Origin of the sequence: Sandarakinorhabdus sp. DWP1-3-1 (assembly GCF_049896705.1) — a bacterium.
Lineage (GTDB): Bacteria > Pseudomonadota > Alphaproteobacteria > Sphingomonadales > Sphingomonadaceae > Sandarakinorhabdus.
Map to the genome: position 1 here is coordinate 368,562 of NZ_JAFCUV010000002.1, position 12,247 is coordinate 380,808.

16 protein-coding genes and 1 tRNA gene are annotated in these 12,247 nt (G+C 68.9%); 12 read left to right on the top strand and 5 right to left on the bottom strand.

Annotated elements, in window-relative coordinates; translation table 11 throughout:
- Position 1 precedes the first annotated feature (1 nt).
- Positions 2 to 655: a glutathione S-transferase family protein gene (locus ACP7AI_RS11205; protein ID WP_426167340.1), complete on the top strand. Its 654-nt coding sequence runs from the start codon at positions 2 to 4 to the stop codon at positions 653 to 655.
- Here the strand turns inward: ACP7AI_RS11205 and ACP7AI_RS11210 are convergent.
- From ACP7AI_RS11210 to ACP7AI_RS11220, 3 genes are all read right to left on the bottom strand, one after another.
- Entirely contained in the window at positions 652 to 1,050 is a 399-nt protein-coding gene (locus ACP7AI_RS11210; protein WP_426167342.1) for a BLUF domain-containing protein, read from the bottom strand. The two genes, ACP7AI_RS11205 and ACP7AI_RS11210, sit on opposite strands and share 4 nt — an antisense overlap.
- Positions 1,051 to 1,119: 69 nt before the next feature.
- Positions 1,120 to 1,653 carry an AAA family ATPase gene (locus ACP7AI_RS11215; protein ID WP_426167344.1) on the bottom strand — a complete coding sequence of 178 codons (534 nt, stop codon included), beginning with the start codon at positions 1,651 to 1,653 and terminating at the stop codon, positions 1,120 to 1,122.
- Positions 1,654 to 1,655: 2 nt separating this feature from the next.
- Positions 1,656 to 2,486 (bottom strand): class I SAM-dependent methyltransferase, encoded by an 831-nt coding sequence (locus tag ACP7AI_RS11220; protein WP_426167346.1) that lies wholly within the window; start codon positions 2,484 to 2,486, stop codon positions 1,656 to 1,658.
- Positions 2,487 to 2,547: 61 nt separating this feature from the next.
- On the opposite strand from ACP7AI_RS11220, the gene ACP7AI_RS11225 reads away from it, so the two are divergent.
- The 8 genes from ACP7AI_RS11225 to ACP7AI_RS11260 all read left to right on the top strand — a co-directional run bounded on the left by ACP7AI_RS11225 (position 2,548) and on the right by ACP7AI_RS11260 (position 7,674).
- The gene (locus ACP7AI_RS11225) at positions 2,548 to 3,309 is read left to right on the top strand and encodes a ComF family protein (RefSeq protein ID WP_426167348.1); all 762 of its coding nucleotides are present in this window, start codon (positions 2,548 to 2,550) and stop codon (positions 3,307 to 3,309) included.
- Positions 3,310 to 3,313: 4 nt separating this feature from the next.
- The gene (gene grxC, locus ACP7AI_RS11230) at positions 3,314 to 3,571 is read left to right on the top strand and encodes a glutaredoxin 3 (protein ID WP_426167350.1); all 258 of its coding nucleotides are present in this window, start codon (positions 3,314 to 3,316) and stop codon (positions 3,569 to 3,571) included.
- 2 nt (positions 3,572 to 3,573) lie between these two features.
- The gene (locus tag ACP7AI_RS11235) at positions 3,574 to 4,392 is read left to right on the top strand and encodes a carbon-nitrogen hydrolase family protein (protein ID WP_426168319.1); all 819 of its coding nucleotides are present in this window, start codon (positions 3,574 to 3,576) and stop codon (positions 4,390 to 4,392) included.
- Between the two features lie 6 nt (positions 4,393 to 4,398).
- A complete protein-coding gene (locus ACP7AI_RS11240; RefSeq protein ID WP_426167352.1) occupies positions 4,399 to 4,803 on the top strand; it encodes a DUF1178 family protein in 405 nt (134 codons plus the stop codon).
- Positions 4,804 to 4,845: 42 nt separating this feature from the next.
- Positions 4,846 to 4,922: transfer RNA gene (locus tag ACP7AI_RS11245), tRNA-Arg, on the top strand.
- A gap of 174 nt (positions 4,923 to 5,096) precedes the next feature.
- Entirely contained in the window at positions 5,097 to 6,635 is a 1,539-nt protein-coding gene (locus tag ACP7AI_RS11250) for a sensor histidine kinase (RefSeq protein WP_426167354.1), read from the top strand.
- A gap of 177 nt (positions 6,636 to 6,812) precedes the next feature.
- Positions 6,813 to 7,280 carry a response regulator gene (locus ACP7AI_RS11255; protein WP_426167356.1) on the top strand — a complete coding sequence of 156 codons (468 nt, stop codon included), beginning with the start codon at positions 6,813 to 6,815 and terminating at the stop codon, positions 7,278 to 7,280.
- Positions 7,267 to 7,674 carry a response regulator gene (locus tag ACP7AI_RS11260; protein WP_426167358.1) on the top strand — a complete coding sequence of 136 codons (408 nt, stop codon included), beginning with the start codon at positions 7,267 to 7,269 and terminating at the stop codon, positions 7,672 to 7,674. The genes ACP7AI_RS11255 and ACP7AI_RS11260 overlap by 14 nt, the downstream gene beginning before the upstream one ends.
- 79 nt (positions 7,675 to 7,753) lie before the next feature.
- On the opposite strand, the gene ACP7AI_RS11265 is transcribed toward ACP7AI_RS11260, so the two are convergent.
- Positions 7,754 to 8,686: a hypothetical protein gene (locus ACP7AI_RS11265; RefSeq protein ID WP_426167360.1), complete on the bottom strand. Its 933-nt coding sequence runs from the start codon at positions 8,684 to 8,686 to the stop codon at positions 7,754 to 7,756.
- 8 nt (positions 8,687 to 8,694) lie between these two features.
- Here ACP7AI_RS11265 and ACP7AI_RS11270 point away from each other — a divergent pair, with 8 nt between their 5' ends.
- Complete coding sequence (locus ACP7AI_RS11270) at positions 8,695 to 9,993, top strand: SLC13 family permease (protein WP_426167362.1); 1,299 nt, start codon at positions 8,695 to 8,697, stop codon at positions 9,991 to 9,993.
- Positions 9,994 to 10,000: 7 nt separating this feature from the next.
- Here ACP7AI_RS11270 and ACP7AI_RS11275 read toward each other — a convergent pair whose 3' ends face one another.
- Positions 10,001 to 10,693, bottom strand: coding sequence for a DUF2490 domain-containing protein (locus tag ACP7AI_RS11275; protein ID WP_426167364.1), 693 nt, complete (start codon positions 10,691 to 10,693; stop codon positions 10,001 to 10,003).
- A 173-nt stretch (positions 10,694 to 10,866) separates the two neighbouring features.
- Here ACP7AI_RS11275 and ACP7AI_RS11280 point away from each other — a divergent pair, with 173 nt between their 5' ends.
- Positions 10,867 to 12,030 (top strand): PepSY-associated TM helix domain-containing protein, encoded by a 1,164-nt coding sequence (locus ACP7AI_RS11280; protein ID WP_426167366.1) that lies wholly within the window; start codon positions 10,867 to 10,869, stop codon positions 12,028 to 12,030.
- A complete protein-coding gene (locus tag ACP7AI_RS11285) occupies positions 12,027 to 12,224 on the top strand; it encodes a hypothetical protein (RefSeq protein ID WP_426167368.1) in 198 nt (65 codons plus the stop codon). The genes ACP7AI_RS11280 and ACP7AI_RS11285 overlap by 4 nt, the downstream gene beginning before the upstream one ends.
- Positions 12,225 to 12,247: the final 23 nt, after the last annotated feature.

The following is a 12,247-nucleotide window of genomic DNA, read 5'->3' on the forward strand; positions in this document are numbered from 1 at the left end:
GATGTCGCTCGGGCTCTATTCGCACCCCTTCTCGTCCTACTGCCAGAAGGTGCTGGTGGCGCTGTACGAGAACGACCTGCGGTTCGAATATCGCCACCTCGAAACCCCCGGGGTCGCCGATGCGCTGAAGGCGCTGTGGCCGCTCGGGCGCTTTCCGGTGCTTGTCGATGCGGGCACGGCGGTCATCGAATCGACCATCATCATCGAATATCTGGAATTGCATCACCCCGGCCCGGTGCGGTTGATCCCCGGCGACCCTGCGGCGGCGCTCGAAGTGCGCTTTCTCGACCGGTTCTTCGACAATCACGTGATGTCGGCCATGCAGGTGCCGGTCGCCGAGGCACTGCGCGGCGACGGCGGCCGCAAGGATGTCGCCCTGGCCGAAGCGGCGGCGGCACTCGACAAGGCCTATGCGTGGCTGGAAACCCGGCTGGCGGGTCGCGAATGGGCCGCCGGCGACGGTTTCAGCCTCGCCGACTGCGCCGCTGCGCCGTCGCTGTTCTACGCCGACTGGGTGCATCCGATCGCCGCGGCCTATCCGGTGCTGCGCGCTTATCGCAGCCGCTTGCTGGCGCGGCCCTCCTTCGCTCGCGCCGTGGAGGAAGCGCGGCCCTATCGCCACTATTTTCCGCTCGGCGCCCCTGACCGGGATTAGCTTGTTTCCGCCGCCAGCCGCTCGAACATCGCCAGCACCTCGGCCGGTGTCGCACGCTCGACGGCACCGTCGGCGACGTCGGCGGCGGTCCACATCCAGCTTTTCACCGGGTCGTCGCGCATCGACCAGGCCGGGAACAGCCGCTCGGCGGCAGGGCCGTGGCAGATCTTGGTGACCTGCAGATGCCGGTCGTCGCGGGCGATCCGGGCGAACGTCGCATCGATCGCTGCCTCGGGGCCCTCGATAAGTTGCAGGTACAGGTCGGCACGCACGATCAGCGCACCGGTCAACCCGTCGCGCGGATTATTGCGCCGCGCCTGCAGCAGGATGCCGTCGAGCATGGCGTCGTCGAAACCGAACGGCTGCGACCAGTAGATCAGTTGCGTCAGGCTCATGGCGACCCCCCCGGTATGGCATCATGGCCGACTGCCGGCCGCCTGTCGCGACCTGATGTCTGCGTCTTGTCAGCGCGTCAGGCGTTCGTCGCGGTAGAAATCGGCCAGCGCCTGCGGGTTGGGCAGGCGCACCACCGGCAGCGCGACCGTGGCCAGCCGCGCCTCATAGCCGCGCCAACTGGCGCGGCCGGCGACCAGGATATGGTGTAGCATCTCCCATTTGATATGTTCGCCGCCGCCCTCCAGGCCCCCGGCGCGGTCCGTTTCGAAGCAGGTGCGCCGCAGATAGCGGACGAGGCTGGTGAGGGTTCCGACATCGAGCAGGATCAGCCCGGTGGCGCGCTGCAGGCGCTGCGGCAGGCAGACGCGATACTTGCCGTCCATCACCCAGCGCTCGCCGGCGATCGCCGCATCATGCAGCGCGATGAATTCGGCGAGCGGGCGCGGCTCCCAATCGGTGTTTGGTCGATGGTGCAGCTGGTCGAGATGGACGACCGGCATATCGCGCGCCCGGCCGATCGACCGCGCCAGCGTGGACTTGCCGCTGTTCGACGGCCCCATGATGCAGATGCGCGGGCCAAGTTCGGCGAGCGACGGGTGCATCGTCAGTCGCGCTTGCCGGGTTCGCCGATGCGGCTGCCGAGCGCCGCCGCCAGGCTGGTCGTGGCGCTGCCGGGCTTCAACGGCACCGGCTGGCCTGGCGCCGGCGCCCAACCGGCGAGATGGAGGATCTCGACCGTCACCGGCGTCTTGCCGTCGACGGCGCGGGCAGCAAAGCGCGTGGCGGCGTCGCCGAGGCCGGCGCGGCCGATGGGCACCCGCGAGGCCAGCGGCGACCGCGCGCCCATCGCGGTCAGGTCGTCGAGCAAGCCGAACAGCGAGCCATAGCGCACCGTCAACCGCTCGACATCGGCGACGGGCATGGCAAAGCCGGCACGCTGCAGCAGCCCCGCCGCCGCCTGCGCCTCGACCATCGGCGCAATCCTGGCCGCGGCCCCGCCCATCGCGGCGATGTCGGCACCGATCAGGTCCTCGCGCAGCTCCGCCAGCGTCATGCCGCCGGCAAAGGCGGCGACGAACAGCCCGTCCGGTCGCAACACGCGGCGCACCTGCACCAGCGCGCCGGGCAAGTCGCTGACACTGGCCAGCGCGCCGACCGACACGACAAGGTCGAAACTCGCGTCGGCGAACGGCAGTCTGTCCTCATCGGCGACGACATCGGCGCTGCCCGGCGCCAGCGCCAGCCGCGTCGCGCCCGACCAGGCCGGCGCCGGGCCACCCAGGTCGAGCACATCGGCAAAGTCGCGCGCCACGCCGGCGACGCGCTCGCGCAGCTCCTCGGCCATCGCGGCGTGCAGGAACTCGGCGCGCGCAAACCCCGCGGCCGCCGCGGCATGGCGGCGCCGGCGCAGCGCACGATCAAAGGGTTCGGACATGCGCTGCCGTTAGACGCCGCCGCGCTACCGTTCAACGCCGATCGCGCCTAGGATTGCCGGCATGGGGCTGCCGTCAATTCTGCGCTATCTCCTCGACCTGGTGCTGCCGCCGCGCTGCCCCGGCTGCCGCGCCATGGTAGCCGACGATGGGCGCTTCTGCGTCGCCTGCTGGCAGGAGTTGCGCTTCATCACCGCACCGATGTGCGCCCGTTGCGGCACGCCGTTCGAACACGACATGGGGCCGGCTGCCGAATGCGGCGCCTGCCTCGCCGAACCGCCGCGCTATGCCGCGGCCCGCGCCGCGCTGGTCTATGGCGGCCCGGCGCGCAAGCTGCTGCTGGCGCTGAAGCACGGCGATCGCCAGCATCTGGTGTCGGTGATGGCGCCGCACATGGCGCGCGCGGCGGCGCCGTGGCTCGATGGCGACGCCCTGCTGGTGCCGGTGCCGCTGCACCGCGGTCGGCTGTGGCGGCGCGGCTTCAACCAGTCGGCGCTGCTGGCCCGCGCCTTGGCACGGATTTCGGGCGCACCGCTCGCCATCGATGCGCTGGAACGCGTCAAACCGACGCCGGCAAGCCGCGGCATGGGCCGCAAGGCGCGCATCGCCAATGTTCGCGGCGCCTTCCGGGTGCCGGATCGGAACCGCGTCGCCGGCCGCCGCATTGTGCTGGTGGACGATGTCATGACCAGTGGCGCGACCGCCGATGCCTGCGCACGGCTGCTGCGCCGCGCCGGCGCCCGTGACGTCCACGTATTGACCTTTGCGCGCGCAGTGCGCGAAGCTGAACCCATCAGGCAGGCCGCCGCTGCCGACCCGGAGTAATCCCATGCCCAAGATCGAAATCTACACCAAGTTCCTCTGCCCTTATTGCACCCGCGCCAAGGCGCTGCTGTCGAAAAAGGGTGCGGCGTTCGAGGAACATGACATCTCGATGGGCGGCCCGGCGCGCGCCGAAATGCTCGAGCGCTCGGGCGGCCGCATGACCGTGCCGCAGATCTTCATCGACGGGCGCCACATCGGCGGCAGCGACGACCTTGCCGCCCTCGAAAGCGCCGGCAAGCTCGATCCGCTCCTGGCGGCATGACGCTGCGCATCGGCATCGTCCAGACGACGACGGGCATCGATCCGGCTGTCGAGGCGGTGTCGCTGGCGGCGGCGATCGCCGGCCTGGCCGGGCAGGGGGCGCAAATCGTCTTCACGCCGGAAATGAGCGGCTATCTCGACAAGGATCGCCGCCGCGCGCGCACCAATGTCGTCGGCGAAGACGCCGATGCCGTGCTCGCTGCGGTGCGCGCGGCGGCGCGGGCGCACGGCGTCTGGGTCCATCTCGGCAGCCTGGCGCTGGCGGTCGGCGGCGACCTGTTCGTCAATCGCGGCTTCCTGATCGACGACAGCGGCGAGATCCGTGCGCGCTATGACAAGATCCACTTGTTCGACGTGCAGTTGCCGGGCGGCGAAACCTATCGCGAATCGGCCGCCTATCGGCCTGGCGGCACCGCCGTCGCTGCGGCGACGCCCTGGGGCACGCTCGGCCTGACCATCTGCTACGACTTGCGCTTTCCGGCTTTGCACCGGGCGCTGGCCGGCGCCGGCGCTACGGTCCTGTCGGTGCCCGCCGCCTTCACCCGCCCGACAGGCGCTGCCCATTGGCATGTGCTGCTGCGCGCCCGTGCCGTCGAAACCGGCTGCTTCGTCGTCGCCGCCGCCCAGACCGGTGACCATGCCGACGGCCGCGCCACCTATGGTCATTCGCTGGTCGTCGCCCCCTGGGGCGAGGTGCTGCTCGACATGGGTGAAGCTGCCGGCAGCTCGGTAATTGATCTCGATCTCGACCTGGTGGCGGAGGCGCGTGGCCGCGTGCCGGCGCTGGATCATGCCCGCGCCTTCACCGTTACGACCGCCTGACCGGCCGTGATCGTCTTCGACCTGCGCTGCGACCGCGCCCATGTCTTCGAAGCCTGGTTCGGATCCAGCGAGGATTATGAAAGCCAGCGCGCCCGCGGCCTGATCGCCTGTCCGCTGTGCGGCAATGTCGATGTCGGCAAGGCGGTCATGGCCCCGGCGGTCGGCGCCAAGGGCAACAGCGGCGATGCCGACGGACGCGCCGCGCTGCTGGCGGCGCAGCGCAAGCTCGAAGCGGCGTCGGACTATGTCGGCGGCGACTTCGCCATAACCGCGCGCGCCCTCCACGATGGCGACCTGCCGCCGCGCAGCATTTATGGCGAAGCGACACCGGCCGAGGCGCGCGCCCTTGCCGAGGATGGCATTGCCGTGATGCCGCTGCCGTTCACGCCACTGGTCCGCTCCGACGGCTGATGGTTGGCAAGTTGCGCCGTGCATGGCAAAGGCTGGGCCCGCGCACCCGTAGCTCAGCAGGATAGAGCAATGGTTTCCTAAACCAGAGGTCGCAGGTTCGACTCCTGCCGGGTGCACCAGACGCTCGAGGTTCGATGGCGGTCCCGCGGCGGACAAGCTTGACCGTTGACAATGCGCCGGTCGATCGGACTTTGAATGATACAGCTCGGGCAAAGGTCAGGCGAATGGCCGCAATGCCTTATGAGATGACCAAGGGTTCTTACCTGCGCGATGTGTGGTAGATCGCGCCGATCATGGTCACGCAGCTCCTCTCGCCCTTCGCTACCGGCTGCTTTCCCTGGGATGAGGACGCGCGACTGCGCGCGCTCGACAGCTACGGCATCCTCGACACGCCGCGCGAGGCGGATTTCGACGATGTCGCCGCACTGGCTGCCGCGACATTCGGCACGCCGATCGCGGTCGTCAACCTGATCGCCGAAGGACGTCAGTGGTTCAAGGCCGAAATCGGCATCGGCGCGCGCGAGTTGCCGCTCGACGTCTCGATATGTGCCCATGCCTTTCTGGAAAGCCGGCTGATGGTGGTGCCCGATACCACGGAAGACCCGCGCTTTGCCTGCAACCCGCTCGTCGCCGTCGACGGCGGCCTGCGATTCTATGCCGGCGTGTTGCTGAGGACGGTCGACGGCCTGCCGCTCGGCACGCTGTGCGTTCTCGATACCGTGCCGCGTCCCGACGGCATCACCGCGCTCCAGCGCATGACCCTCGAGGTGCTCGGACGCCAGATCATGACGCAGCTCGAGCTGCGCCGCATGCTCATGCAACGCCAGGCCGACGAGAAGGAACTTCGCGAAAGCGAGACCCGGGCCCGGCTTGCGCTCGATGCAGCCGAACTCGGCGCCTGGGAAGCCGTGCCAGGCACGGGCGTGCTCTACGGCGATGCCCGGGCGCGCGAGCTGCTCGGCCACGCGGAAACGGCCGAAATGCCGTTCGACGCTTTCCTGGCGCATGTCCATCCTGACGACAGCGCTGCCTTTGCTGGCGCCGTCGCCACCGCGCTGGCGGACGGCGGCGACAACCGGCTCGACATCGAATATCGGGTCCGCCCCACAAACGGCAGCGGGCATCGCTGGCTGCGCTCACGCGCGCAGGTGCTGAAGGCCCCGGGTGAACGCCGCCGGCTGGTCGGCACGGTCCGGGACATTTCGGCAGAAAAGGCGGCGGAGGAACACCGCCGGCTGCTCAACAACGAACTCCAGCATCGGGTGCGGAACACGCTTGGCGTTGTGCAGGGCATCGTCAGCCAATCATTGCGTGCTGTCGCCACGCCGGCGGAGGCAAGCGCTGCGATCAGCAGCCGCCTGATCACGTTGGCGCATGCCCATGATCTGTTGACGCAAACCAGCTGGGTGGCGGCGCCGATCGCCGCGATCATCGAAGGCGCGGTGCTCGTCCATCTTGCCGACAGCGCTCGGGTCAGCATTGCCGGGCCGCCGATCGAGCTCAAGGCACGGGCGGCACTGGCATTGTCGATGGCGCTGCACGAGCTGTTTACGAACGCGGTGAAATACGGCGCCCTGTCCAACGATGTCGGTACCGTCGCCATCGACTGGGCGATCACGCCGGGCAGCTCGCCGGGCGTCGAGCTGACGTGGCGGGAGCAGGGCGGCCCGCCGGTCGTGCCACCGACACGAACAGGTTTCGGCACGCGCCTGACCGGCAGCAGCCTGGCTGGCGACCTGGGCGGCACCGGGGTGACCGAATATGCCCCCGCAGGCGTGCGCTGGTCGTTGTCCACCACGATCGCCGCGATCTGCGAACTGGACGGTGCCTGAGCAGCGCCGATTTGGGCAGGCCGGCGTGGCGATCAGCCCTGATACCAGCGGCCGCCGCCGCGCCCCACGGCGGGCCGTCGTCCGGCGGTGGTGGCAACGTGCCGCGGCGTCGCCCGCCGTCGCAGACTTGCAGCATTTGCCCGCCGGCGCTCAAACGTGCGCCATGTCGTATCGTACATGGTCATGGACCCGCCTCGCCGTTCGGGCGTTCAGACCTTGTGGGGGCGGATTGTGATTTTGAGCGAAGGTGACGTTGCGTCGGGCAAGGATCTGTCCACGACGAGTACCGTGCTGCTTGTCGAGGACGAGGTTCTGATCCGGGCCATGCTCGCCGACGAACTGCTCGACCGCGGCTACAACGTCATCTGTGCGGCAAGCGGCGATGAAGCCGCCGAAGTCGTCCGGTCGGGCGTGCCCATCGATATCGTGCTGAGCGACGTCAGGATGCCGGGACGCCTCGATGGACTGGGGCTGCTCGAGGTCGTGACGAAGGACCGGCCCGGACTTCCGGTTGTGTTGTGCTCCGGTACGCTGCATCCCGCAGAGGCGATCAACCGCGGCGCAAGGGACTTTGTCGCCAAGCCTTTCGACATGCTGCAGATCACCGACGCGCTGGAAAGGGCCTTGTCGCGTGGCGAGCGTTGAAACCGCCGGCAAGGCGTCGGCGGTCCTGCTCGTCGACAGCGAGGTCACCGTTCGGCTTGCCCTGACGGCATTCCTGCGCGACTGCGGGCATCGGGTGATCGAGGCCGCCACCTCGGACGAGGCCCTCGTCATTCTGAACGCGGTCGACCCTGTCGACGTCATCCTCTGCAGCGCCACCGTCGATGGTTCGCTCAACGGCTTCGGTCTCGCTACCTGGGTGCGCCGCAACCGACCCGAGCTGGAAGTCGCCATTGCCGGCAGCGCCAAGGCCGCTGCCGATGCCGCCGCGCAGATCTGCGATGACGGCCCGCGCCTCGGTCGCCCCTACGAACCCCAGGCCGTCGCCGACTACATCCGGCAATTGCGCGCCGCCCGGGACCGGCGCGGCAAATAGCAGGCCACCCGGCGCCCCGCCGCGCACGGCCAAGCTGCTGTCGACAGTTGCGCCCGGTCATGCCGATGGCGGGCGCAGGTCAGCCCGGGCGCCATTCGGAAATCACCCTCTCCTCGGCTTCGAAGGCCACGCGATCGAGCTCGACTGCGGCGACACAGACCGGCCGCTGGTCGGGGCTGGCGGCGCGGCAAGCAAAGGCTTGGCCGTCAGGGAACGCGGCGATGCGTCCGGCGAGCACGAGGCGATAGCCGCCGGTCGGCGGCAGGGGTGGCCCCTCGCCAGTGCTTCTGATGTTGGAAACATAGGCGCGGCCGTCGCGCCGGCCGATGCGGGAGCCGTCGCGCTCGAAGACGGCCGCAAGCCCGACGGACTGCGGTGAAGCCGCACCCGGCGGCTGAATCTGGTCGGCCACCGGACGGGGGCATGTTTCGGCGGCGAGCCATGGCCGCGGGATCCAGAAACCTTCGATCGCTTCCCAACGCGCGGCAGCATCGGGGGCGGCAAACAGCGGCGCCGCCACCCAATCCGCCGGCTCGAGCGACAGTTGGATCGCCTTGCCGTCGGGGGTCGGGGCCCAGCCGGTAAGGCCTGGCACGGGCGCGTCCGACGGGGTCGGTCCGGTGCACCCGAATGGGATGCGGACGACAAAGCGCTGTCCGACCATCGCGTCTTTCCCGGTCACCCGGCGTCCCTCGGCAAAGGTCGATGCAGCGGCCGCAGCGGCAACAACGAGGTCGCTTCGTCCAAGGGTGGGGATCGCCGCCGGCAGCGGTGGCTTGATGACCGGGGGCGGCGGCGCTTCGATCGCTTTCGGGGTCGCCGGCGGCTCAGGCGCCTTGCGGTCACATGCTGTCACCGCCAACGGAAGCGCGGACAGCATCGCCAAGGCGCGCGCGCCCGATCGACCCGACTCCAGAATTGCCCGAAATGCCATCAGCCCGACGATAGCACGCCTCTGAACCGGATGAAGCCCGCAACGTGACACTTGACGGCACGCCGCCGTGAAGGTCACTCGAGACGATGAACTTCAATCAGATCGCGGCACTTTCCGTCCTGGTCGTCGTCGTTGCCGTCCTGATCCATGGCAAGCTGCGGTCGGACGTGACGGCACTGGCGGGTGCGGCCGCGCTGCTGCTGCTGGGCGTCGTGCGGCCGGTCGAAGTCCAGGCAGCGTTTGCCAGCCCGGCGATCATCACCCTCGCCTGCCTGTTCGTCATTGCTTATGCCATCGAGCTGTCGGGATTCCTCGGCCTGCTGATCCGCAAGGCCATCGCGCTGTGCAGCCGCCTCGGCCAGCTTGGCCTGTGGCTCGTCATCCTGCTGTGTGGCGGCGCATCGGCCTTTCTCAACAACACACCGATCGTGGTCCTTGCGGCACCGGTCGTCAGGGACGTGGCCATCTCGCTCAACGTGTCGCCGAAACGCTTCCTGATCCCGTTGAGCTACATCACGATCATGGGCGGCGTCTGCACCCTCATCGGGACCTCGACCAACCTGCTGGTCAACGACATGGCCCGCAACGCCGGGCAGCCGGTCTTCAGCATTTTCGAGATCACCCCCGTCGGGCTGATCGTCGCTGCGGCCGGTGGCCTCTACCTCATGCTCGCCGGCGGCCGCCTGCTGGGCCGGGACGACGAGACGTCGCAGCCATCCGAGGACCTGCCCGAACAGACCGGCGACGGTACGCTGGGCGACCTGGCCCTGTTTGCCGTCGAGCGACCCCTCGACGTCAAGAAAGGCGCCATCTCGGTCGCCGTGTTCGTCGCCGTCATCGCGGCCGCAGCCCTTGGCGTCGCGCCGATCGCCGCCGCTGCCTTTGCCGGCGCCGTCCTGCTTATCCTGTTGCGCGTGATCAGCCCCGACGAGGCCTATGCCGGGCTGCGGCCCGAAGTTCTCCTGCTGATCGGGGGCATGGTCGTCGTCGGCCTGTCGATCGAGCTGACCGGCCTTGCCGCATCGGCTTCGGCGATGCTCATCGATATCACCCGGCCATTCGGGCCCTGGACGGCGCTGGCGGTCCTTTACGGCGTGACGTTGTTCGCCACCGAATTCCTGTCGAATGCCGCGGTCGCCGTGCTCGTCACCCCGATCGCCGTCGCGCTCGCCGAAAGCCTGGGCGTCGACCCGCGGCCGTTCCTGATCGGCGTGATGATGGCCGCCAGTGCCGCCTTCGCGACGCCCTTCGGCTACCAGACCAACGTGCTCGTGTTCCAGCTCGGCAAGTATCGGTACATGGATTTCGTTCGCATCGGCGTGCCGCTCAACCTGATCACCTGGGTGGTCGGCGTCGCCATCATCCCCTACTTCTTCCCATTCTAGGCGGCCATCAGTCGCCCAGCCGGTAGTTGAGCGCGATATTGGCGACGTGGTTGATGCGGTCGGGACCGGTACCCCGCAGAATTTGCGCCATGTACCCGGCCTCGAGATTGAGCCGCGCATTCAGTGGTACCAGCGCGCCGCCGAACGCCCGGACCTGCTGGACGCGGCTGCGCTGGCCCCAATCGGTATCGTTGAGGCCGACGAGCGCCTCGCTCCAGAATAGCGGCCCGGCGCTGCCGCGACCGGACAGCGGCAGTTGCAGCCTGAGCATGGCGCGCGCCCGCCAGCCCAGGTCCTGGCGGCCGTTGACGATGCGCTGTTCCAGCCGCAGCCGCGTCAGCAGTACGATCCGCTCCGGATCGCGGACCAGGGGCAGCGTCAGCTGCTGCCACATGCGATGCTCGATCACCGAAGGTGCGCCGTCGCGCGCCGCATTCTGGTAGTGGTAACCGGCGAGGACAAGCAGATCCGGCGCCAGGCGGATGCCGAAGCCCGGGCGGATGATCAGCTCGCCGCGGCGCGATATGTTCTCGTCGAAACGCGGCTGCACCTCCAGCCACACGAAGGGCCGGGCGCCCGGCCCGGATGCAACCGGCCCCTGCGCGATCAGCGACCCCCACAGCTGGGTATCGTCGGCCCGCGCGGCGACGCTGTTCGCCGCCAGCCACATGGCCGCCAGCGCGGCAGGAAATCGCGACACCATAACCGCCTTTGCCCGGAACATTATGCGCCGGCATAAACGGCACCGGGGCCCGAAGTCGAGCAGGCAGAACGAAACGACCCCGTATAAAACCGGGTTGTCGCGCGGCCGCCGCTCGGTTATCCGCTAACGATAATGATTATCAGAAGTCTCCAGTCGGTTGCGTTCGACGCATGACACGGGCCGGGATCCGGGCCTGGTTCCTCGTCCACAAATGGTCGAGCATCGTGTGCACGGCGTTCCTGCTCATGCTCTGCGTCACGGGGTTGCCGCTGATATTCCATGACGAGATCGACGCGCTCACCGGCCAGGCCCCTGCCGTCGGCATGGTCGGCCTCGCGTCGTCGGGCAACGGCCCCGGCCTGTTGCCGCTCGACACGCTGCTCGCCATGGCGCTGGCGCAGCGCCCCGGCGAAGTGCCGCTGTTCATGGCGTTCGACAATGATCGCCCGCTGCTGACCGTCACCACCGGGCCGTCACCCGACGCGCCGCCCGAAACGATGACGATCCAGATCTTCGACCGTGCCACCGGAGCAACCGCCGGCGCCGTCGAGGACAGCGGCGTCATGCATTTCCTGCTCGAACTGCACACCGACATGTTCCTCGGCCTGCCGGGCATGCTGTTCCTGGGCCTCATGGGCCTGTTGTTCTGCATCGCGCTCGTCTCGGGTGTCGTGCTTTATGCGCCCTTCATGCGCCGCCTCGATTTCGGCACGATCCGCAGCCGCCGCAGCGCCCGGGTCGGCTGGCTCGACTATCACAACCTGCTCGGCGTCGTCGTTCTGGCCTGGGCGCTGGTCGTCGGCCTGACCGGCGTCATCAACACGCTGGCGACGCCGATCATCCAGCTGTGGCAGCGCGGCGAGCTGGCGACGATGACCGCGGCCTATGCCGGGCGACCGGCGCTGGCGCCCGAACGGCATGGTTCGGTCGATCGTGCAATGGCCGCGGCGCGCGCCGCCCGGCCGGGCAGCACGCCGCAATTCATCGCCTTTCCCGGCGGCGCCTTCAGCTCCGGACACCATTATGCGGTATTCCTCCAGGGCGGCACGCCGCTGACCGAACGCATGCTGACGCCGGCGCTCGTCGATGCCGAAACCGGCGTGCTGACCGATGTACGGCCGCTGCCCTGGTATGCCCAGGCGCTGCTGATCTCCCAACCGCTGCATTTCGGCGATTACGGCGGCCTGCCGATGAAGCTGCTGTGGGCGGCGCTCGACCTGCTGACGATCATCGTCCTCGGCTCCGGGCTCTACCTGTGGCTTGGCCGCCGCCGCGGCGGCACCGCGGCGCGGGTTGCCGAAATCGAGACCGGCGCTGCGGCGATGCCGTCTTGAGCGGCACCCAGCGACGGCGATCGGGCCCCCGGCGGCTTGGCACGGTCCTCGCCGTGCCCGCCGCCATCGCCGGCGTCACGCTCATCGGCCTCGTCAGCGCCCTGACCGGCGATGGCCTGCGCAATTTCGTTTCATGGGTCGCGCTCGCCGTCCCCGTCGTCATCGTCGTCCGCGCCTGGCTGCGTCGCGGCTGATCAACCATCCCAACCGGAGTAAT

What these genes read in the sequence shown, in the direction of transcription:
- ACP7AI_RS11280 (WP_426167366.1), top strand. Translation starts at nt 10,867, where the DNA reads ATGACACGGGCCGGGATCCGGGCCTGGTTCCTCGTCCACAAATGGTCG.
- ACP7AI_RS11215 (WP_426167344.1), bottom strand. Translation starts at nt 1,653, where the DNA reads ATGCACCCGTCGCTCGCCGAACTTGGCCCGCGCATCTGCATCATGGGG.
- ACP7AI_RS11270 (WP_426167362.1), top strand. Translation starts at nt 8,695, where the DNA reads ATGAACTTCAATCAGATCGCGGCACTTTCCGTCCTGGTCGTCGTCGTT.
- ACP7AI_RS11205 (WP_426167340.1), top strand. Translation starts at nt 2, where the DNA reads ATGTCGCTCGGGCTCTATTCGCACCCCTTCTCGTCCTACTGCCAGAAG.
- ACP7AI_RS11220 (WP_426167346.1), bottom strand. Translation starts at nt 2,486, where the DNA reads ATGTCCGAACCCTTTGATCGTGCGCTGCGCCGGCGCCGCCATGCCGCG.
- ACP7AI_RS11255 (WP_426167356.1), top strand. Translation starts at nt 6,813, where the DNA reads ATGGTCATGGACCCGCCTCGCCGTTCGGGCGTTCAGACCTTGTGGGGG.
- ACP7AI_RS11210 (WP_426167342.1), bottom strand. Translation starts at nt 1,050, where the DNA reads ATGAGCCTGACGCAACTGATCTACTGGTCGCAGCCGTTCGGTTTCGAC.
- grxC (WP_426167350.1), top strand. Translation starts at nt 3,314, where the DNA reads ATGCCCAAGATCGAAATCTACACCAAGTTCCTCTGCCCTTATTGCACC.
- ACP7AI_RS11250 (WP_426167354.1), top strand. Translation starts at nt 5,097, where the DNA reads ATGGTCACGCAGCTCCTCTCGCCCTTCGCTACCGGCTGCTTTCCCTGG.
- ACP7AI_RS11225 (WP_426167348.1), top strand. Translation starts at nt 2,548, where the DNA reads ATGGGGCTGCCGTCAATTCTGCGCTATCTCCTCGACCTGGTGCTGCCG.